This is a genomic window from Streptosporangium sp. NPDC023825, assembly GCF_040639575.1.
Taxonomy (GTDB): domain Bacteria; phylum Actinomycetota; class Actinomycetes; order Streptosporangiales; family Streptosporangiaceae; genus Streptosporangium.
Genome location: NZ_JBFAAE010000028.1, coordinates 37,418 through 58,073, shown reverse-complemented (window position 1 = coordinate 58,073; position 20,656 = coordinate 37,418). Strand labels below are relative to the sequence as shown.

At 72.4% G+C, this 20,656-nt stretch carries 17 protein-coding genes; 2 read left to right on the top strand and 15 right to left on the bottom strand.

Annotated elements, in window-relative coordinates; genetic code table 11:
* Window positions 1-4: 4 nt before the first annotated feature.
* The 3 genes from AB0G15_RS23890 to AB0G15_RS23880 all read right to left on the bottom strand — a co-directional run bounded on the left by AB0G15_RS23890 (window position 5) and on the right by AB0G15_RS23880 (window position 2,615).
* The gene (locus AB0G15_RS23890) at window positions 5-637 is read right to left on the bottom strand and encodes a hypothetical protein (RefSeq protein WP_362843541.1); all 633 of its coding nucleotides are present in this window, start codon (window positions 635-637) and stop codon (window positions 5-7) included.
* 114 nt (window positions 638-751) lie between these two features.
* On the bottom strand, window positions 752-1,534 hold the full coding sequence (locus tag AB0G15_RS23885) for an HAD-IIA family hydrolase (protein ID WP_362843538.1): 783 nt from the start codon (window positions 1,532-1,534) through the stop codon (window positions 752-754).
* 181 nt (window positions 1,535-1,715) lie between these two features.
* Window positions 1,716-2,615 (bottom strand): TIGR03619 family F420-dependent LLM class oxidoreductase, encoded by a 900-nt coding sequence (locus tag AB0G15_RS23880; RefSeq protein ID WP_362843535.1) that lies wholly within the window; start codon window positions 2,613-2,615, stop codon window positions 1,716-1,718.
* A 58-nt stretch (window positions 2,616-2,673) separates the two neighbouring features.
* Between AB0G15_RS23880 and AB0G15_RS23875 the strand changes: the two genes are divergently transcribed.
* Complete coding sequence (locus AB0G15_RS23875) at window positions 2,674-3,687, top strand: aminoglycoside phosphotransferase family protein (RefSeq protein ID WP_362843532.1); 1,014 nt, start codon at window positions 2,674-2,676, stop codon at window positions 3,685-3,687.
* A 45-nt stretch (window positions 3,688-3,732) separates the two neighbouring features.
* Window positions 3,733-4,026: a zf-TFIIB domain-containing protein gene (locus AB0G15_RS23870; RefSeq protein ID WP_362683315.1), complete on the top strand. Its 294-nt coding sequence runs from the start codon at window positions 3,733-3,735 to the stop codon at window positions 4,024-4,026.
* Between the two features lie 82 nt (window positions 4,027-4,108).
* On the opposite strand, the gene AB0G15_RS23865 is transcribed toward AB0G15_RS23870, so the two are convergent.
* The 12 genes from AB0G15_RS23865 to AB0G15_RS23810 form a co-directional block, all read right to left on the bottom strand.
* Window positions 4,109-5,086 carry a hypothetical protein gene (locus AB0G15_RS23865; protein ID WP_362843529.1) on the bottom strand — a complete coding sequence of 326 codons (978 nt, stop codon included), beginning with the start codon at window positions 5,084-5,086 and terminating at the stop codon, window positions 4,109-4,111.
* A gap of 23 nt (window positions 5,087-5,109) precedes the next feature.
* Window positions 5,110-6,741 carry an ABC-F family ATP-binding cassette domain-containing protein gene (locus tag AB0G15_RS23860; protein ID WP_362843527.1) on the bottom strand — a complete coding sequence of 544 codons (1,632 nt, stop codon included), beginning with the start codon at window positions 6,739-6,741 and terminating at the stop codon, window positions 5,110-5,112.
* A gap of 354 nt (window positions 6,742-7,095) precedes the next feature.
* Window positions 7,096-8,547 carry a phosphatase PAP2 family protein gene (locus AB0G15_RS23855; RefSeq protein WP_362843525.1) on the bottom strand — a complete coding sequence of 484 codons (1,452 nt, stop codon included), beginning with the start codon at window positions 8,545-8,547 and terminating at the stop codon, window positions 7,096-7,098.
* Window positions 8,548-8,753: 206 nt separating this feature from the next.
* Window positions 8,754-9,539 carry a UDP-galactose-lipid carrier transferase gene (locus AB0G15_RS23850; RefSeq protein WP_362843522.1) on the bottom strand — a complete coding sequence of 262 codons (786 nt, stop codon included), beginning with the start codon at window positions 9,537-9,539 and terminating at the stop codon, window positions 8,754-8,756.
* A gap of 164 nt (window positions 9,540-9,703) precedes the next feature.
* Window positions 9,704-11,722 (bottom strand): CehA/McbA family metallohydrolase, encoded by a 2,019-nt coding sequence (locus tag AB0G15_RS23845; RefSeq protein ID WP_362843519.1) that lies wholly within the window; start codon window positions 11,720-11,722, stop codon window positions 9,704-9,706.
* Between the two features lie 190 nt (window positions 11,723-11,912).
* On the bottom strand, window positions 11,913-12,524 hold the full coding sequence (locus AB0G15_RS23840) for an ATP/GTP-binding protein (RefSeq protein ID WP_362843516.1): 612 nt from the start codon (window positions 12,522-12,524) through the stop codon (window positions 11,913-11,915).
* On the bottom strand, window positions 12,505-12,891 hold the full coding sequence (locus AB0G15_RS23835; protein ID WP_362843513.1) for a DUF742 domain-containing protein: 387 nt from the start codon (window positions 12,889-12,891) through the stop codon (window positions 12,505-12,507). Before AB0G15_RS23835 ends, AB0G15_RS23840 begins: the two co-directional genes overlap by 20 nt.
* The gene (locus AB0G15_RS23830) at window positions 12,888-13,349 is read right to left on the bottom strand and encodes a roadblock/LC7 domain-containing protein (protein ID WP_362843510.1); all 462 of its coding nucleotides are present in this window, start codon (window positions 13,347-13,349) and stop codon (window positions 12,888-12,890) included. The genes AB0G15_RS23835 and AB0G15_RS23830 overlap by 4 nt, the downstream gene beginning before the upstream one ends.
* A gap of 99 nt (window positions 13,350-13,448) precedes the next feature.
* Entirely contained in the window at window positions 13,449-16,205 is a 2,757-nt protein-coding gene (locus AB0G15_RS23825; RefSeq protein WP_362843507.1) for a nitrate- and nitrite sensing domain-containing protein, read from the bottom strand.
* A gap of 210 nt (window positions 16,206-16,415) precedes the next feature.
* Window positions 16,416-18,071 (bottom strand): prenyltransferase/squalene oxidase repeat-containing protein, encoded by a 1,656-nt coding sequence (locus tag AB0G15_RS23820; protein ID WP_362843505.1) that lies wholly within the window; start codon window positions 18,069-18,071, stop codon window positions 16,416-16,418.
* Window positions 18,068-18,952 carry a terpene synthase family protein gene (locus AB0G15_RS23815; protein ID WP_362843502.1) on the bottom strand — a complete coding sequence of 295 codons (885 nt, stop codon included), beginning with the start codon at window positions 18,950-18,952 and terminating at the stop codon, window positions 18,068-18,070. The genes AB0G15_RS23820 and AB0G15_RS23815 overlap by 4 nt, the downstream gene beginning before the upstream one ends.
* Window positions 18,949-20,337, bottom strand: coding sequence for a cytochrome P450 (locus AB0G15_RS23810; protein WP_362843499.1), 1,389 nt, complete (start codon window positions 20,335-20,337; stop codon window positions 18,949-18,951). The genes AB0G15_RS23815 and AB0G15_RS23810 overlap by 4 nt, the downstream gene beginning before the upstream one ends.
* Window positions 20,338-20,656: the final 319 nt, after the last annotated feature.

Below are 20,656 nucleotides of genomic sequence, written 5' to 3'. Positions count from 1 at the left end.
CCCGCTAGGCGCGGCGATCCTCCATCTCCCACAGGTGGTCGACGACGTGCCAGGCGATCCGGCGGGCGGCGTAGCGGGCGGGCCAGCCGCCGGGGACCGGCGGACGGCCGTCGGAGGGCAGGGACAGCACCTCGACGAGGTCGGCGCGCATCGCCGCCAGGGCCGAGGGCTCGCGGATCGGCTTGTGGCGGACACCGATCTTGCGTGCGTACGCGCGCTCGGCGTTGACGACGTGGGCGGCCATCTTGTCGCGGTCCCTGCCGCCGCCGCGCGGGCCCTTGCGCAACTCCTCCGGCGAGGTGGCGGCGGTCTCGCCGAAGAGCTCCCAGGCCGCCCTCAGCAGCGCGACGGTGCGGCCCGCCTCGGCCTCGTCCACCGGCTCGGCGTCGAGCGAGGGGATCGCCTCGATGGCCCCGAAGTCCGTGGTGGTGCCGCCCTTGGCCCGCTCCACCACCACCGGGTCCCCCGGCTCGAAGGCGAGCCCGGCCCGCTCCGCGACCACCCGGTAGCGCGGTACGTACGTCATCAGCGCCTCGAGCGCCGCCTCCTCGGATCCGCCGATCCGGCACCACCCCGGCCACTCCGCCGAGCAGGCGAAGACCTTCTTCGGGCCGATCTCCAGGTAAACACGCGTCATGGGCGACAGCATGGCACCCATACCTGACAGTCCACGGCAGGAATGTCCCCGGCAGGACCCGGGAACGTCCCGCCGGGGACTTCGAGCGGCGCTTCCGGCCGGGCGGGACCCGCGCTAGTCGATCAGGTCGATCAGGTCGGCGACCGAGTCGACCACCATGGAGGGGCGGAACGGGTAGCGGTCGACCTGGTCCCTGCTGACGACCCCGCTGAGCACCAGGATCGTGTGCAGCCCGGCCTCCATGCCGGAGACGATGTCGGTGTCCATCCGGTCACCGATCATCGCGGTGCTCTCGCTGTGGCCGTCGATGGCCCGCAGCGCGCTGCGCATCATCATCGGGTTGGGCTTGCCCACGAAGTAGGGCTCCACCCCGGTCGCCTTGGTGATCATCGCGGCGACCGCTCCGCAGGCGGGCAGCGACCCCTCGTTCGACGGGCCGACCGGGTCGGGGTTGGTGGCGATGAACCGGGCACCGCCCTCGATGAGCCGGATCGCCCGGGTGATCTGGGTGAAGCTGTACGTGCGGGTCTCGCCGAGGACCACGTAGTCGGGGGCGATGTCGGTCAGGACGTAGCCGATCTCGTGCAGGGCGGTGGTCAGCCCCGCCTCCCCCACCACGTACGCCGAGCCGCCGGGGCGCTGGCCGTCCAGGAACCTGGCGGTGGCCAGCGCGGAGGTCCAGATCGACTCCGGCGGGATCTCCAGTCCGGCCGCGCGCAGCCGTACGGCCAGGTCGCGCGGGGTGTATATCGAGTTGTTGGTCAGCACCAGGAACCGCTTGCCCGACTCGCGCAGGCGTCGGATGAACTCGTCGGCACCGGGCACCGGGTGTCCTTCGTGGACGAGGACCCCGTCCATGTCCGACAGCCAGCACTCGATCGGCTTGCGCTCGTCCACCGTTCTCCTCTGTTCCCGCCGGGTACGTACCGGAACAAGGATGACAGGACCGGCCCGGTCACGTGCCATCAGACCCGTACATCCACGGGGAAGGCCGGTCACGCGGGGCCTCCGCCGCACCGCACGGCCCGCCGGGCTCCGCTCGCCGCCCGGTTCCCGGTACGCCAGAACCGCATGCCGATCAGGGTGCGAGCGCCTCCAGGGCCGCCTCCGCCCTGCGCATCGACTCCCCGGGGTCGGCGTCGGGCGACCCGATCTCCGGGTCGAAGTTGAGGTCGTGGAAGACGTCGGTGACCCCCCTGTCCGCGAGGTCGCCGACGTCGCGCCGGATCTCCTCGAACGAGCCGGTCAGCGGTTCGCGCCCGGCCGCTCCCGGGGGGCGGACGCGGGTGACGCCCCGGGTGACGAAGCGCAGCGCCTCGGGGTCGCGCCCGGCGGCACGAGCCGCCTCCTTGACGACGGAGATCTTCTCGCCGATGCCGTCGAGATCCTCGCGGCTCGAACTGATCCAGCCGTCCGCCAGCCGCCCCGCGCGTCTCAGCGCCACCTCGGCGGAACCGCCCAGCAGGATCGGCGGCACGACGGACGGCCTGGGATCCTGCTGCACCGGGGGCAGCTCGTAGAACTCGCCCCTGTGCTCCACGGTCTCCTCCGTCCACAGGCGCCGCAGCAGCGGGACGTACTCCTCCGCGCGCCGCCCGCGCCGCTCGAACGACACCCCGGAGGCGGTGAACTCCTCGGGCAGCCACCCCAGGCCGAGCCCCGCGTCCAGCCGCCCGCCGGAGACCGCCTGCAGGCTCGCGAGCTGCTTGGCCATCAGGGCGGGCGAGGCGAACGGCAGGTTGAGCACCGCCACCCCCAGCCGGACGCGGCTCGTCAGGCCCGCCAGGTAGGCGAGCGTGACCACCGGGTCGTGCACGCTGCGGTAGGTCGGGCCCATCGCGTGGCCCCGCGGGTGGAGCAGGCGCTGGAAGGTCCACAGCTCGTGGTAGCCGAGCTCCTCGGCGCCCCGGGCGACCCGCGCCATGTTCTCCGGTGTCGCCCAGGACCCCGACACCGGCACCGCGAAACCGATCCTCATACCCCGCACTTTATGCCGCCGGTCCGGAGGGGGCGGCGACCGGTGGTTCACTTGCCGGATGGACAGCGAGGACCTGATCGACGAACTGCGCCGGATCGGCGCCCGATACGGCGGCGCGCCCGGCACGGTGCTGCCGACCAGGCCGGACGTGATCATCGTGCGGGCCGGTTCCGTCGTGGTCAAGGCGCACGCGCCGGGGGCGGAGCGGGAACCGCTGGTGGAGCGGATGCGGGTCACCGCGCACCCGGCGCTGCGCGGGATCATGCTCGAACCGGTGACCGAGGAGGTCATGACCGTCGGGGACCGGCTGGTCACCGTCTGGCCGGCCGGGACGCCGGTGGACCACGCGGATCCGGACGCGGCGCCCTGGGAGGCCGCCGCCCGGCTGCTCGCGCGGCTGCACGCCGTACCGGCGCGGGCGCTGCCCCCGCTGCGGGCCGCGGGGGGACCGGCGCGGGTGGCCTCGACCGTCGCCCGCCTGGGCGACCGCTCCGCCGCCGAGCTGGCGGTGCGCCGGGCCTTCACCTGCCTGCCCGTCCCCTCCGCACCCGGCGCGAACCCGCCCGGCGTGGATCCCGGCGACTCCTCCGGCGCGAACCCGCCCGGCTCCTCCGGCACGGATCCCGGCGGCCCCTCCGGTGTCACTTCCGGTGGCTCCTCCGGTGTCGCTCCCGGCGGGCTGACCCACGGCGACTGGCACATGGGCCAGATGGTCCGCGCGCCGAAGGAGTGGATCCTCATCGACGTCGACGACCTGGGCGTCGGCGACCAGGCCTGGGATCTGTCCAGGCCCGCCGCCTGGTTCGCGGCCGGACTGCTGGAGCCCGAGGTGTGGCACCGCTTCCTGGGTGCCTACCGCGCCGCGGGCGGGGTCGCCGTCCCGCCGGACGGCGACCCGTGGAAACGGCTGGAGATCCCGGCGCAGGCGATGACCGTGCAGCTCGCGGCGGCCGCGGTGGCCGCCGCGGGACGGGAGGGGCGTCCGCTGGACGAGGTGGAGAAGGTCCTGGTCGAATCCTGCCTGAGGATTGTCCGGCATCGAAGCGCCTGCCATGGTGTGCCCACGCAGTAGGTTGTGGTTACTTGGTTACCACGCCAGAACAAGGAGACCAGCCAGATGCAGTGTCCCAAGTGTCGGGGCGCCATGCGCACCTATGAGCGCAACGGCGTTCACATCGACCAGTGTGAGAGCTGTCGCGGAATCTTCCTGGACTACGGCGAGCTCGAGACGCTGACCCGCATGGAGAGCCAGTGGTCGCAGCAGTCCCACGCAGCTCCGCCGCCGCCCCCGCCGCCGCCCGTGCACGGCGCTCCCGGCTACGGCGCTCCCGCCTGGGGTGCGCAGCACCACGGAGGCCACTACGGCCACCACCGCCAGCGCAGCTGGGTCGGGATGCTCTTCTCCACCTGATCGGCCGAGGTGACACCGGGACCGCGGCCTCGTCACGAGGTCGCGGTCCTCGCGTTCCCGGCACCTCCGGGAGAGCCGCGCGTCAGGTGGGGAAGTCGCCCGGCCTGACCTTCTTGGGCTTCACGGTGCCGCCGCTCACGGCGTGCAGGGTGATCGTCCAATCGGTCCAGCGGATCTGGGTCGCGGTGTGGACGGTCCTGAACCGCACGGACTTGCCGAACTGCTCGAAGGCGCACGAGCGGGTGAAGGTACGCGCCTTCGCGTCCCAGTCCTGGCCGAGGGTGTAGTAGATCTTGTAGCTGCCGTCCCGCACACCCCGGATCTTGAAGTTCGACTTCCTGCGGACGTACACGGTGACGGCCTTCTTCTTGCCGCGCACCAGGACGACGACGGCGTCCTGCCGGGTGCCGTTGCGCAGCTCGAGGTAGGCGCGGCCCGTACGCCCCTCGGAGGCGATGAACCTGCCGTTGGACAGCCGGCGGTCGCGCTTCTTGGCCGCCTTGACCGGGATGACGCTCGCCGGATACCCGCTCAGCGTCTTGGCGACGTCTTCCACGTCGGACAGCTGGTCCGCCTCGGCCATGCCGGTCAGCACGGCCGGGCCGGTGCACACCCGCTGCTCCTCGGCGTCCTGACGGGCGGTGTCGAAAGAGGTCCGCAACCGTCCCAGGGCCTCGACGTAGCTGTCGTGCTGGGCCTTCACCTCCGCGGGAGGTGCCAGCGCGGACAGTCTGGTCACCGCGCCCTCCACCGCGCCGGAGGTCTTCTGCAGCTGCTTGCCGAGGGTCTTCAGCCCGCCGGTCGCGGCCAGCTTCTTCACCGCGTCGCGCACCGGGCCGCGCGCCTCCTCAAGCTCGGCCCGGTACTCGTCGGGCGTCAGCGTCACGGCGGCGGGCGGGCCGGTGGGAGATGAGGAGATCCGGTCACCGGATCCCTGTCCCGTTCCCACCGTGCCGCCCGCGGTGGCCGGGCCGACCACGGGGTCGCCGGGAGACGGGGTGCAGGCGGTGAGGGCCACCAGGGTGACCACGGCACAGGCGAGCAATCGGGGGGTAGTCACCTGCACAACTATCGCCGGATCGATCACTGGGCGTCAAACAGTGCCCGGGAATCGGCAATCTCTGACAACACCCCCTCCCGGTCCACGGACAGCCACCGGGTGATGCCGATCGACCCCAGGAACGGCAGGTCGTGGCTGACGACGACGAGCGCGCCCCGGTAGGCCTCCAGAGCCTGGGCGAGCTGCCGGACGCTGGCCATGTCCAGGTTGTTGGTCGGCTCGTCCAGCAGCAGGAGTTGTGGCGGCGGCTCCGCCGACAGCAACGCGGCGAGCACCGCGCGGAACCGCTCACCGCCCGACAGGGTGCCCGCCGCCCGGTCGGCGCGGGCGCCGCGGAACAGGAACCTGGCGAGCCTGGCCCTGATCTCGTTGACCGGGACCGACGGCGCGAAGCGGCGGACGTTGCCGACCACGCTGAGCGCGTCGTCCAGCAGGTCGAGCCGCTGCGGCAGGTACCGCACGCCGGGCACGGACATCGTGACCGAGCCCTCGGCCGGTTCGAGCTCCCCGACGACGGTACGCAGGAACGTGGTCTTGCCCGAGCCGTTCGGGCCGACCAGGGCGATCCGCTCGGGCCCCCTGACCACGAGGTCCGCGGGCGCCGCGCCGCCCACCGTGCGCAGGCCGTCGGCGATCAGCACGGTCCGTCCCGCGGGGACGGCCGTCTCGGGCAGCTCGACGCGGATCACGGCGTCGTCGCGGACGGCGTCCTCGGCCTCGGAGAGCCGCTCGCGGGCCTCGGCGAGCTTGCCGGCGTGCATGACGCGGTGCTTGCCGGCCGCCACCTGGGCCTGCCGCCTGCGCGCCTGCATGATGATCTTCGGCTCGCGTTTCCGCTCGTACATCGTGTTGCCGTAGCGCACCCGGCGGGCCAGCTTGACCTGGGCCTCCTCCCATTCGCGTTTCTGCCTGCGCACGTCGGCACCGGCGACCCTGACCATCCGCTCCGCGACCTCCTTCTCGGCGGCGAGCGTCTCCTCGTAGCCGGAGAGGGTCCCCCCGTACATCCGCACGGTGCCGCCGGTGAGGTCGGCCACGTTGTCCACCAGCTCCAGCAGGGTCCGGTCGTGGCTGACGACCACCAGCACCCCCGGCCACGACTCCACCGCGGCGTAGAGCCTGCGCCGGGCGTCGAGATCGATGTTGTTGGTCGGCTCGTCCAGCAGCAGGACGTCGGGCCCGCGCAGGAAGAGCGCCGCCAGCCCGACCATGACGACCTCGCCGCCCGACAGCGTCGCCACCGTACGGTCGAGGCCGACGTGTGCCAGGCCGAGCCGGTCGAGTTCGGCGCGGGCGCGCTCCTCGACGTCCCAGTCGTCGCCGACGGCGGCGAAGTTCTCCTCGGAGACCTCCCCGCGCTCGATGGCGAGCAGCGCGGCCCTGCGCTCGGCGACGCCCAGCAGCCGCTCGACGCTGCGGCCGGTGTCGAGCGGCAGGCCCTGCGGCAGGTAGCCCACCTGCCCGGCGACGCCGACCGAGCCGGAGAGGGGGGTGAGCTCCCCCGCGATGAGCCTGAGCAGGGTCGACTTGCCCGAGCCGTTGACGCCGATCAGACCGGTGCGCCCGGCGGGAAAGGCGGCGTCGAGGTCGTGGAGGACGACGGTGCCGTCCGGCCAGGCGAACGACAGGCCGTCGACGACTATCGAAGAAGACATGGGGCGGCTCCCAAAAAGTGTCGAGATGGAACAGGACACGGGAGACACCGCGGGCGCGCACGCGCTCAGCCGGGATTCACCAGGGAAGCGTCATCGCGACGATGACGAGATCCGCCGAGGTCGGACGCGCGCCGGGCCGGAAGGACGGCTCGGGGGCGCGGTGTCGGGACCTCAGAACTTCAACGGACTCTCCCACGGACGGTGACAGTGCGGTTGAAACCTAACCGACGCGCCGCGGGCCGCGTCAAACCTTTTTCCACGCCCCGCGTCCCTGGCCGGTGCGCGCGGCCGTCCCGCGACGGCGGGCGGGCCCGCCGGGGGCGGCGCGGCCACGGCCGGGGCATCGCCCGGAGGTCAGCCGGCCGGCCGGATCACGAGGAGCGACCGCGGGCGCTTGGTGAACTCCACCTCGCCCGTGACCGTGAACGTCTCGCCGTCGCGTGCCAGCCGCAGCCTTCCCGAGGGCGCGGAGACACGCAGCGTGTCGGCCTGCCACTGCTGGTAGTGGCGTGACAGCTTCACCCGTCCCGCCAGGAGGCTGAGGAACACCCGCAGCCGGGGCAGCCGGTCGGCGGCGGCGAGCACGCGGATGTCCAGCAGGCCGTCCTCCAGGCGCTGCCGCCTGGAGGGGGCTCCGCCGCGCGCCTCGTAGCGGCAGTTGCCCACGAACACCATCCAGACGCGCCGGGGCACCCCGTCCACGACGAGATCCACGGGTTGCGCGCCCCCCGGGCCGAGCACCTCGGCCATGGCCCAGAACAGCGCGGGCCACTTGCCGATCCGGCCCTGCCGCCGCTCCCTGCGCTCCACCAGCGCCGGGTAGACGCCCACGCTGGCGGTGTTGACGAACGTCCGGCCCGCGACCTCGCCGACGTCGACGGCCACGAGGTCGCCGCTGTGGTAGGCCGTCACGGCCTCCTCGGGGGTCTCCACCCCGAGCGCGCGGGCGAACCGGCCGTGGGCGCTCGCGGGAACGACCAGCAGCGGGGTCGCCCCGCCCGCCGTCTCCTGGGCCGCCAGGTTGACCACGGTGTCTCCCCCGGCCACCGCGAGCACCTTGGCCCGCGAGGCGGCGTCCCGCACGGCGGCCCCGAGGTCGGCGCCCGGCGCCACCTCGACGACCTCGGCCCGTGGGAGGGCCTCGCGCAGCGCCTCGGCCGCTCCCGCGACGGCGTCGGCGGAGCCGTCGACCACGGCGACCGTCCCCTCGCCCTCCTGGTCGAGCGGCACGGACGGCGCCGTGAGGGCGGCGCGCGCCTGCCCCGCCTCACCGGCGTCGGGCCAGATGCGACGGGTGATCAGCCCTGCCGCCACGCCGATCCCGGCCCCGGCGAGCACGTCGCCGGGATAGTGCACGCCGGTGTAGACGCGGGAGAAGCAGACGGCCGCCGCGAGGAGCGCGACGGGGACCGCGACCACCCGGGGCGCCTCCAGTGCCACGGCCGCGGCGAAGGCGCCGGCCGTGGCGGAGTGGCCCGAGGGGAACGACGCCGACGCGGGCATCTTGATCAGCCGGGCGAGCGGGAGCCCCTCGGCCGACGGCCTGTTCCTGCGGAAGGCCTGCTTGCCGACCAGGTTGACCAGCGGGCTGGCGAGGCTGACCGCGAGCAGCCCCCTGGTCGCGGCACGGCGCAGCGGCCGCCGCCCGCTGACCGCCAGCGCCCCCGCCACCCCGGCCCACAGGAGCGAGTTGTCGGCCGCGCGCGACAGCGCGGGCACGACGCGTTCGAGACCGGGCAACCTGGCGCCCGCCACCATGGCGAACACCCGCCGGTCCAGCCTGCTCAGCCGCGAGCCCAACCGCATGCGCCGCACCTTCCTGCGTTGACGAACAGCAACGACCAACTGCCACGACGAACCGCTCACGACGAACGAAAGGACAGCCATTCGATTCTGCCGCGCGCCCCCGCGCCCAGGGCGTTTCCGCCGCTCCCATACTTCTCGAGGCAACGGCGCGGACGACACCGGCGACAGCGACGACCGCGACCACTGCGGCGACGGCGGCGGCCTCGCTACTCGTCGACGGCGCCGCCCGCCGGGGAGGAGATCACCGGCTCGTGGCCCCTGGCGGCGAGTTCGGCCTCGACCGCGGCGCAGACGGTCTCCACGACCGTGACGCGGGCCAGGCGCTTGTCGTCGCCGGGGACCACGTGCCAGGGCGCCTTCGGGTGGTCGGTGCGGGCGAGCATCTCCTCCACCGCGACCTCGTACTGCGGGCGCTTCTCACGGTTGCGCCAGTCCTCGTCGGTGAGCTTCCACGCCCGCAGCGGGTCGCCTGCCCGATCCCGGAAGCGCCTGAGCTGCTCCTCCTCGGAGACGTGCATCCAGAACTTGACCATGATCATGCCCTCGGCGGCGAGGGTCCGCTCGAACTCCACGATCTCCCCGTAGGCGCGGGACCACTGCTCCTCGGTGGCGAAGCCCTCGACCCGTTCCACCAGCACCCGGCCGTACCAGGAGCGGTCGAGCACGGCCATCCCGCCCCAGCCGGGCAGGACCGGCCAGAACCGCCACAGGAAGTGGTGGCGCTTCTCGTCGTAGGTCGGCGCGGCGAACTGGGCGACGCGGACGTGGCGCGGGTCCAGCGGGCGCACCAGCCGCTTGATCGCCCCTCCCTTGCCCGAGGCGTCCCAACCCTCGAAGACCACGCACAGCGGCGGGCCGATGCGCTGCTCGCCGACCTGGCCGCCGAGCGTGAGCCGAAGGTGGAGCAGGCGATCCAGGGCGGCGTCGAGACGTTCGGAGGCGTCCTTCTTGGAAAGTTTCTGCGACAGGTCGACCTCAGACAGGCGATTCATGCCGACAAGCCTCGCATGCCCCCGCTCGAGGGCGGTCCAGGCGGGCGGTCCGCGTCCCGCCGCCGCGCGGTCCCGGCCGGGCGTCCCCGTCCGGCTCTCCCCGGCCCGGGTCCCGGCGTCACGGCGGCGAGCCGGACGGGTACGGGAGCGGCCGCCGCGCGCCGTCAGGCCAGGCGGTCCCGGTAGACCTCCCTGGCCCGGCCGATCAGGGTGAGGTGGTCGGCGAGCTGACCGCCGGTCTCGAAGGTGCCCTCCTTGCGCAGCAGCGACTCCAGGGCGTCCAGCCATTCCAGGCACCAGCCGACGTCCTCGGCCCTGGCCACGTGACGGCCGCCCACGTCGAGGTAGACCGGGCTGGTGTGGGCGTAAACCTCGCCGGTGAAGGACCGCTCGTGCCGTCCGCCGGTGGCGAGGGCGACGACGTAGGTGGGGTCGCCGGCGACCAGTTCGGCGGTCAGCTCGCCGGGCGGCCCCTCGGCCAGCACGCCGTCCGCGGTGCGGATCTCCAGCCGTTCCACCTCCGGGCCGACCGACCGGACGGTGACCGTGACCCGTTCCCCCGGTGACAGGTCCAGGGTGGTCCCGGGGCCGTGGCCCGCGACCGACAGCTCCAGCCAGGGCCCGGTGGTGCCGAAGGTACGGCCACGCCTGACCGCCTCGGCGAACGACGCGGCGGTCAGCGGCCCGTCCACCCGGGCGTAGACACGCGCCCAGCCGGGCGGGTTGGACTGGTTTCCCCGCCGGGCGAAGGAGACCATCGCGTCGGTGCCCGCGGTGACCGCGATGCGGTTGCCCGCCCCGATCAGGCGCCGGTAGACGGCGGCGGTCGCGGTGATCGAGGTCTGGCTGAGCACGTCCAGGGTGTCGACGAGGCCGAGCGCCGCGTCGGCGACGATCTCCCGGGAGGAACAGTTGCGCCCCCACCGCAGCGCCTTGTCGGGTCCGTCCATGTCGGTGAACGGATTGTGGAAGGGGTGGCTGTAGCCGGTGACGGCCCCCAGGCCGCGAAGCTCCTCGCAGGCGACGCTGTTGGGCGGCCAGTCGGCGGTGCCGAGGAAACCGGTGTGGAAGCGCGAGGGCGAGGCCGAGACGCCGAACGCGTAGAGGTGGCCGAGCAGGTCGTTGCGGTACTCGACGCCGATCCTCGCCACGTGGGAGGCGTCGGACCAGGGCAGGTCCCGCCCGGCCCAGTGCTCGAGCGCCTCGAGGTCGTAGACCCGCTCGGAGGAGACGTTCCCGGCGACCAGGTTGAGGACGTGCAGGTCCTCGCCGTGCTGCATGATCCCCGCGAGCCCGGGCGTGCCGACCATGTCGCCCGCCCAGTTGAGGTGGACGTGCATGTCCCCGCCGTACCAGCCCAGGGCGGCCGCGTCGTAGAGCCGCTGGGGGGTCAGCTCGACGAGGGTCTCCCCGTCCGGTGCCGGGGTGAGCGTGACCTGCGCGGAGCCGTACTCCATGCCTCTGGACACCCGCACGGTCAGCGTCTCTGCCGGGACGTCCAGGACCAGGTCGTCGCCGTGGAAGTAGGGCATCACGTGGTAGTCGCGCCGGTCGGGGGCCCCTTCGGGGTACCAGCCCTGGCCGTGCTCGCCGTACACGCTCCACTTGCACGGGAAGCCCGCGCGCACCCGCAGGCGGGCCGTGGGGGCGGGGCGGGTGAGGGGCGACAGGTCGACCGGTACGCCGTCGGCGACCACCTCGCTCCGGCTCGTGATCTTGATGAGCCGGGCGCCGCCGGGTCCGACCACGTGCGCCCGCCCGTCCACCAGCACGGTGGCCGGCCCGGACCTGATGGAGTCGACCAGCAGCGTCGTGCGCAGGGGCCTGCCGTCCAGCACGGCCTGCGCCCGTGCCCGCAGCGCGGCTCCCCCGTCGGTGAGGCGGAGCGCGGCGAGGTTGTCGAGCACCCGGCCCGCGAGGACGCCCCGGACGACCTCGTCCAGGTCCAGCTCGTCGAGATGGTCCCTGAGCTCCTCGAACGGCACCCCGGGATAGCGGGTGCCGAGCATGTCGTAACAGACTTCCCAAAAGCTCGTCGTGCCCATCAGGTAGGCGTCGGTGGCCATGGACTTGACGTAGAAGATGGGATCCTCGCCCCAGGTGACCCCGTGCTCGTCCAGCAGCGCCCGGTACTCTCCGAGCGCCCGCGCGACGGTGAGAGGAATGGTCGGATCGTCACACATAGGTCTCCCCGAACGGTAGGACGCCGGTGATCGCCGCTATCGTGACACGCCGGATACGGGGTGTTGTTGCAGGGCGTCCCACGGTGAGGGATTCGTCCCTACCGGAGGGGTAAAAACGCTCCCGGGGCGGTGATGACCCGCCCCGGCAGGCCCCGTCGTGTCCACGGGCCGCCGCCCGTCCCTCGAGGGGTCAGGCGCCCGACGGCTGGGACGTCGTGCCCAGCCGCATCCGCATCGCGTGCTCGACGAGGGTGATGAGCACCTCCTTGCCCGACTCCCGCCGTCTGGCGTCGCACAGCACGATCGGGATGTCCTCGTGCAGGGTCAGCCCGAGCCTGACCTCGTCGAGCTCGTAGCGGCGGGCCCCGTCGAAGCAGTTGACCGCGACGATGAAGGGCGTCTCACGCCGCTCGAAGTAGTCGAGCGAGGGGAAGCAGTCGGCCAGCCTCCGGGTGTCGGCGAGGACCACCGCGCCCAGCGCGCCCAGCGCCAGCTCGTCCCAGAGGAACCAGAAGCGCTCCTGGCCGGGCGTGCCGAACAGGTAGAGGCGGTAGTCGTCGCCGATGGTGATGCGGCCGAAGTCCATGGCGACCGTGGTGGTCCGCTTGGTCTCCACGCCCGACAGGTCGTCGACACCGATGCCCCGGTCGCTCAGGGTCTCCTCGGTGCGCAGCGGCTCTATCTCGGAGACCGCGCCGACCAGCGTGGTCTTGCCCGCGCCGAACCCGCCGGCGACCAGGATCTTGATCGCCTTGGGCAGCTTCACGCGCCCGGCGTCGCGACTAGAGCGCACGGAGTCCATCGAGCACCGCCCTGTACAGCCTCTCGTCGTGCATGTCCGTCTCCGAATGCGGTTCTTGCATGGCGATGAATCCCTGGTCGAGCAGGTCGCTGAGCAGGACACGGACCGTGCCTGCCGGAAGGTTCGTGTGGGCCGCGATCTCCGCGACCGACTGTGCCTGCCGGCAGAGCCGGACGATGGTCAGGCACTCCGGGTCCAGCCCCGGTTCCCTCGACGAGACCTGCCGGATGGTCACCACCAGGGTGATGAGGTCGAACCGGCCGCGGCTCGGTTCGGTCCTGCCCCGCGTCAGGACGTACGGCCTGACGATCGGCCCCGCCTCGTCGCCGACCCATTGGGTGTCGGGCTGCTCGTCGAAGACGCTCATCGTGTGCCGTCGCCTCTGAAGGAGCCGGCCCGGGGGGAGTCGCCTTTGAAGGAGGACTCGGCCGTCCTGGTGGGCGAGGTGAGGTACTGCCCCACGCGGGTGACGAGCATGGCCATCTCGTAGGCCACCAGGCCCACGTCGGCCTCGGCGCTGCAGAACACCGCCAGGCAGGCTCCCTGCCCGGCGGCGGTGACGATCAGGTACGCCGTCCGCATCTCGATGATGGTCTGGCGCATCGGCCCGCCGCCGACCCGGTCGCTGACCCCGCGGCCCAGGCTCTGGATCGCCGACCCGACGGCGGCCAGGTGCTCGGCGTCGGCCGGGGAGAATCCCGCCGACGCGGCCAGCAGCAGGCCGTCGGTGGAGAACACGATTCCGTGCTGAGCTTCCTCCACCCGCGAGACCAGGTCGTCCAGCAACCAGGCCAGGTCCGTGAAGGATCCTGTTCCCTGCACCACTCGTTGTCCTCTCCTTCTGCCTGCCGACATCACGTCGCCGGTTCCCGGCGGCTCATCGGCGCCTGCCTGGCACACGCGACTTGAGATCATTCACCGGGATCACACGGCGGGCCCGCCCTCGTCCGCGGGATCGCCGTCGCGATCGAGCAACTGGGCGGCGTCGTCGCGGCCTCGGCGCGTACCGGCCTGGAAGGACGACATGGCCGCGCGGATCATCTCCGGCGAACGCTCGCCGGCGTCGTCGGCCGGGGGCGGGGCCGCGGGCTCGTCCTCCTGCAGGGGGGCGGCGAGGTGGGTCTGCGGAACGCGCCTCGGCAGGCCACCCGGGGTGTGGCTGCTGTCGGGCGGGGGCAGCACCGGCGGCAGCGACGACGTCCCGGAGCCGCCCGGACGCCCGTGGGCGCCGGAGCCGTCGGGGCCCCCGCCGGGAGCGCCCGGCGAGGCGGGAGATCCGGGGTTCGTGAAATCGGGCAGCCGGCCGGGTGCCCCGGTCTCGGGCATCTGCCTGAGTGCCGAGGGGTCGGCGAAGCGGCCGGGAAACGTCGGATCGGTGAGACCCTCCGCGGGCGCGGGACCCGCGGAATGCCGCCCGGGGGACGTCTGGTCGGCGAGGCCGGCAGGAGGACCCGGATCCGTGGAACGGCCGGAGGTCGACGGGGTGACGGGACGGCCGGGGTCGGCGAAGCCTCCGGAGGAGACCTGGTCGGCGAGAAGACCGGAGGGCGCGGGACCCGCCGGATGCGACCGGCCGTTGGCGGGCGACGCGGGCTCCCAGGCCTCGGAGCCGCTACCGGGAACGTGCTCGCCGATGACCTCTCCCTCCGCTCCGGCGGCCCGCACGGGACCGCCGGTGATGCCCAACGGGTCGCCCACCCTGCCGCGGACCGCGGCGACCGCGGAGGTGGCGCCGTTCATCTCGCCGCTCGCCGGGCGTGCCTGCGGCACGCCGACCCCGACGGAGGGGCCCGGGTCCTCCTCGCTGATCAGTTCCTGCGGGATGAGGACGACGACGGTCGTGCCCCCGTACGGGGAGGACTTGAAGGTCACCCGGATGTCGTGCCGTTCGGCCAGGCGGCTGACGACGTACAGGCCGAGGCGGGCGTTGCCGGAGAGCTTGAGCTCCGGGGGGTTGGCGATCCGCTCGTTGGCGCTCGCGATGTCCGCGGGGCTCATGCCCAGGCCGCGGTCCTCGATCTCCAGGGCGTAGCCGTGGGCCACCGGGTATCCGCCGACCTGCACCGTCGTGTAGGGCGGGGAGAAGGAGGCCGCGTTCTCGACGAGCTCGGCGATCAGGTGGATGACGTCGCTCACCGCCCGGCCGTCCAGCGAGACCTCCCCCAGGGGCATCACGTCGACCCGGGTGTAGTCCTCGATCTCGGCGAGGGAGCCGCGGACCACGTCGATCATCGGGACCGCGTCGCGCCAGGCGCGGCCCGGCGCCGCGCCGGAGAGCACGAGGAGGTTCTCCGCGTAGCGCCGCATGCGGGTCGCCAGGTGGTCGAGCCGGAACAGGTCGCGCAGCTCCTGCGGATCGTTCTCGCGCCGCTCCATGACGTCGAGCACGCTCAGCTGGCGGTGCACGAGCGACTGGGTCCGGCGGGCGAGGTTGCGCAGGATGTCGGCGATGTCGCGGCGCAGCTGGGCCTGCTCCGCGGCGACCTTGATGGCGGTCCGCTGCACGGCGTTGAACGCCTGGCCGACCTGCCCGATCTGGTCGTCGCCGAACTTGAGGGGAGGCGCCTCCGCCGCGACGTCCACCACCTGCCCGTGGCCGATCCGCTCGACCACGGCGGGCAGCCGCTCGTTGGCGAGCTCCCAGGCGGCGGCCCGCAGCTTCTCCAGCTGCTGGACCAGGGCGCGGGCCGTGGTGATGGCCAGGACGACCGAGGCGATGACGGCCACGAGGCCCAGGCCGCCGGCGAGGGCGAGCCGTACGATGACGCCGGCGGCGACCGGACCCGACCGCTCGACCACTCCGCTGCCGGCCGCGAGCACGGCCTGCGTGAACTTGGTCTGCGCGGGCTGGGCGTCGGAGCTCCACCGCGTGACGTCGATCACTCCGGCCTGCACCACGTTCGGGTCCTCGATCAGCTGCTCCTCCATGGTGCGCAGCCGGACGAACTGCTCGCCGGCGACCAGCCGCCGGTAGGCCTCCTGGTCGGCGACGGGCAGCTCGGCCACCGCCTGGTCGGTGACGAAGCGCCGCGTGCCGACCATCTGCGTGAACCTGACCTGCTCGCCGTCGGCGAACCGGCCCGCCGTCAGGGCGCCCATCACCAGGGCGTCCTCCTGGGCCAGGATGTCCCGGGCCCGGTTCATCTCGATGAGCGTGCGGGTGTCCTTGGCGAGTTCCTCGTCGTCCAGCGTCGCCAGGGAGTCGTAGACGCGGAAGATCGAGTCGACGATGGCGGTGAACTCCGCGGCCGCCCAGGTCCGGTTGACCCGGCCGGCGTCGATCGCCTTGCGCGCGGCGGGCAGGTCGTCCATCAACCGGCGGGTCTCGTCGATCCGGCGCTCAAGGGCGGGACTGCCCAGCAGGGCCACCCCGTTGCCGCCGGTGAGCTCCCGGAAGTGCGCGTCGGCGGCGTCGGTGCGCTTGCGCTGGGAGGCGATCGCCTCGCGCCGCTGGCGTTCCGCGCCGGTCGACCCCAGGGTGATCGCGGTCAGCCGCCGCTCGGCCTGCAGCTCGACGATGAGCCGCTCGCTCGGGTCGGCGACCTCGGTGTTGAGGGTGGCCACGCCCAGCATGTTCAGACCGTCACGGACCGTCACCCATGCCGTGAACGCCCAGAGCGCGGTGAGCGACACCAGAAGTGCCGTGACCTTGGTCCGCAAGCTCGCGTTACGCAAGCGCATGGTATCCACCCCGGGAAGCAGAAAGAAAATAGACGGCATTCTTCATGGCGGTTGACATGAACTGGTCAAACAAGTTAGACAGCCGCCACATCGCTGGGATCAGCGGGACACCTCACGTCACACCCGCCGAACCCTAGCAATATCGCTAAAAACCCTCAAGCGGGCAGGTAAATGCACCCTGGTGTCCTGTTCTGAATTCACGGTCAATTCTCAATACGAGTGATCCTCGGGAATGGAGAGCGCGCGTCGCGCCAGGTGGAGCGCGCCCAGAACGGCCGCCCTGACGATCGCCATCGGCAGGTACAGGTCCTTGTCGACCCAGAGCGACGGCGTCGCGCCGTCACGGGCGGCCAGCAGGTGGCGGTATCCGCGCTCCACGGTCTCCCGCCACCGCCCGTCCCGCCGCACGCCGGTCAGCAGCAGGGTCTGCAGGGCGTAGGCGGTCTCCTCCGGGGTGCCCTCCCACAGACCCCACGACCCGTTCCCGCGCTGGGTGCCGAGCACCCACTCCACGGCACCGCCCACCGCGCCCGCCGACTCCCCGCCGCCGAACTCGTGCAGCGCGATCGCGCAGCAGGCCGTGGCGTAGTACGGCGAGACGTGCCAGCGGTCCGTCCAGCTGCCGTCCGCCTCCTGGCGGTCACGCAGCCATGCCGCCAGCTTCGCGACGACACTCTTGTGACGGGGCTCTCCCCCGCACCGGCGCAGGTACTCACCGAAGGCGTCGAGCACGTGCGCGTTGGTCGTCGGGGACATCCCCTCCTCCCCGCGCCAGGTGCAGAAGTGGGTCTCCAGCTCGAACGGCCACAGCCCCTCCGGCTCGCGCGGCTCGCCGAGCAGCGCCAGCGCGTACAGGGCGACGGAGGTGGTGTCGGCGTCGGCGGGCAGGCCGGGACCCGTGGCGATCCCGTCGGGGCCGAGCCCGTCCCGCAGGCTCGCGACCAGTTCCGGCGGCGCGTCCACCGGGATTCCCGCGCGCCGCAGCCAGCTCAGCGTCCAGCCGCGCTCGAACACGGTGATCGGGAGGGTGCACGGCACCGGACCGCCGGAGGAGGCCACGACCGCCTCCAGGTACCGCCGTACGGCCGCCTCGTCCCCGGCCCTGCGCGCGTCGCGCTCCTCGGTTCCGGACCCCGGCTCGGGAGGCGCGGCCAGCCAGGCGGCGCTCGCCCCGGGCGAGGCCCCGACGGCCGCCATCCCGCCGGGCATCGGCGTGGGGAGGATTCCGGAGACGGCCGTCGCCTCCGGACCCGCCACCTCGAGGGCGTGGACCAGTTTCTGCGGGATCTCCGCGTCCGACATCAGCCACGCCCTGACGGCCGCCAGCTTGGCGCTGCCCATGCCCGGGGGCGGTTCCGGCCCCTCCCCGTCGAGGTGATCGTCGATCAGGGCGAGCAGGGACGCCACGATGAGCTCGATCGCGGGCGTGTCCGGCAGCCAGGCGGCCTGGAAGGGCCATTTCCGCACGGCCTCCAGCCCGCGGCCGGCGGCCTCGGCGAGGAGGTCGCGGCTGGAGGAGGTGTCGCGCCCGAGCTCTGCCAGGAGCGCCTCGACCGCGCTCAGGGTGGGGACGAGGGTGTGGTCGGCGGAGGGCGACCAGCCGCCGTCCGGCCGCTGGGTGGCGAGCAGGTACTCGACCCGCTCGGCGTGCCCGGCCAGCCACGGCGCCAGGCTCACCACCCGGCCGGTCTCGTACGGAGAGGCGGACACCTGGCCCCAGGGCTCGGCCAGCAGCCCGGCGACCAGTTCGCGCGCCTCGGCGGCCACGTCGATCCCCGCGCCGGTCCCCGAGCGGCTCTCCGTACGGATGCCGGCGCCGGTCTCCCCGCCGAGTTCCGTGAAGGTGGACAGGCCGTCGACGCTCACAACGCCCCCCAGTAGTCGCCGACCTGGTAGAAGCCCGCGCAGAAGTCCATCTGCCGTTCCATGTAGCCCGCCAGCTCCGGATGGGCGGTCCGCAGGGGGGCGATCAGCTCCCGGCTCCGGGCCGCGAGCCCGGCGATCCGCCGTTCCACCTCGGCGCGGTCGATGCCGAGCAGCAGGACGTTGAGGTCCCCCCAGGCGACGTCGCGCTCGTAGGTGCCCAGGTCGTTGAGCAGGCGGATGACCCGCTGCACGGCCCAGCCCGCCTCCCGCAGCGCGTCGGTGTCCGCGACCGCGCCGGAGCCCGTGACATGGATCCAGTGGGCGGCGAACACGTAGGAGAAGCCGAGGTTGTCGGCGTTGCCGAGATACTCCTCGTAGGCCGGCGTGACCTTGTCGGTCTTCCAGCGCCACTCCGTGAGCATCCCGTCCAGCATGCGCTTCAGCTCGTCGCGCCAGACCGGGCCGAGCTCGGGGAAGGCGGGCGAGGACGCGAGCTCGTCGCGGATGTCGCCGAGCATGCGGGTGAGGTCGTCACCGGGGACCGGCGGGGCGCCGCCGGCCACGTCCAGGCACCGCCGGGCGATGTCCTCCACCTCGGACGACGAGGTGGCGACGTAGTCGACGAGCCAGTCCAGGCCGAACGCCCACAGGGAGACCTTGTTCGCCATCCGCAACTGCCCGGCGTCGAACCAGGGGCCACCGAACGCCATGGCGAGCGAGAGCGTGCTGTACAGGGCCGCGTCGAACGGCTTGGCGGAGAACAGGCCGGGATAGGTCTCCGCCCACTGGCGCATGTCCCGCTGGGACCGCCCGGCGCGGGCGCAGATCGCCCCGGCCTCGACGGCGTCCGGCCGGGCGCCCGGATCGGGCCGGCGCGTCATCGCAGGGCCCCGCTCCGGTCGCGGCCGTTGAAGGACACGCCCAGCGCGACCTTCTGCCGGGGACGCAGCGAGGCGGCCCAGCCGGTGTCGAACGGCCCGGGGGTGCGCACCGACATCCGGAACCGGCTGAGGATGCTCGCGACCACGAGGGGCGCCTCGACGTAGAACAGCGGCTCGCCCAGGCACCTGTGCGGGCCGCCGCCGAAGGGGAAGTAGGAGTACCGGTGCCTGCGCTCCTCGTTCTCCTGCCGCCCGGGCGCGAACCGCTCGGGGTCGAACTCGTCCGGGCGCTCCCAGAACTCGTCCAGCCGCTGGGTGGCGTACGGGGTGACCAGCACCGAGGATCCGGCCTTGATCCGCACGCCGCCGATCTCGGCGTCCTCCATGACCTTGCGGGGCAGGAACCAGCCCGCCGGGTACAGGCGGAGGGTCTCCTGCAGGACCATGCGCGTGTAGACGAGGCGGGGGATGTCCTCGGGCACGGCCGGTCCCTCGCCGACCACCTCGTCGATCTCCGCCTGGAGCCTGGCCGCCACGTCCGGGTGCTCCTCGAGCAGCAGCCACAGCCAGGTGAGGACCATCGCGGTGGTCTCCGAGGACGCGGCGTACACGCTGACCAGCGCGTCGCGGATCTGCTTCTCGGTGAGCCTGTCACCGTTCTCGTCGACGGAGCGGCAGAGCACGGAGATGACGTCGAGGTTGTCGTCGGGGTTCGCCATCGCCTTTCTCACGATGGGGAACACCACCTCGTCGATCGATTCGACGGCCTTCAGGAAGGTCCGGTCGCCGGGAATCCGCATGAAATACGGCATGAACGGCATGAGGATCCGGTAGACGAGCGAATAGGACGCCTGTTCGAAGGCGGGGATGATGCGTTCCCCGTCCTCCCGGTTCAGCTTGTCCCCGAACAGCACCCGGTTGACGATGTAGCTGAGAATCCGCGACATCTCCGTGGCCGCGTCGAAGTCGCGCCCCGACCGGACGTACTCGTCCCACTCCTCGACCCGCCCGGCGACGCGCCTGGACACCTCGTCGGCGATCGTGGCGATGTACCGCGTGGTGAACAGCGGCTGCAGGACCTTGCGGCTGTTCTGCCAGTGCTCGCCGTCGCTCATGATGCTGTGCCCGAAGAGCCGCTCCAGGGGGCGCCAGAACATGCCCAGGCGCTGGTGCTTCGTCCATTCGAGACGCATCACCTTCTGGACGTGGTCGGGATGGCTGACCAGGTAGGGGCGGAAGGGCCCCAGCTCCAGCCGGAGGACCTCCCCCCGGGACTCGCGCGCGAACTCGGCGAGCGCGCCCGCCGGTTCGCGAAGAAGCTTCGGCAGGGCCCGGTGCATCGGAACGGATTTCGCCCGGCGGCCGGTTCGGGCGTGCACGTCCATGGACATAGGTAAGCGTCTCCCACCTCGCGTGACGTGAATTCGCGCAGCACGAGACGACCGCCCGCACGGGGTGGGTGCGGCGGTGTTCGGAAACGGGACATCCCACCTGTCCCGCGCCCGCCCGGGGCGTGGATAAGGACTGGTCAACCGACGGATCGGGAACCGGCGGACGACAATCCCAGGACGCTCCGGACCTCCTCGCCTGTCTCATTCTGTGTTTTACACGCTAAAGCGCATCACATCACAGCATTAGTTAATCTTCGCACGAAGTATCACATGACTCACTAGAATTGATCAAGCTCGCATAGAGCATAAATCT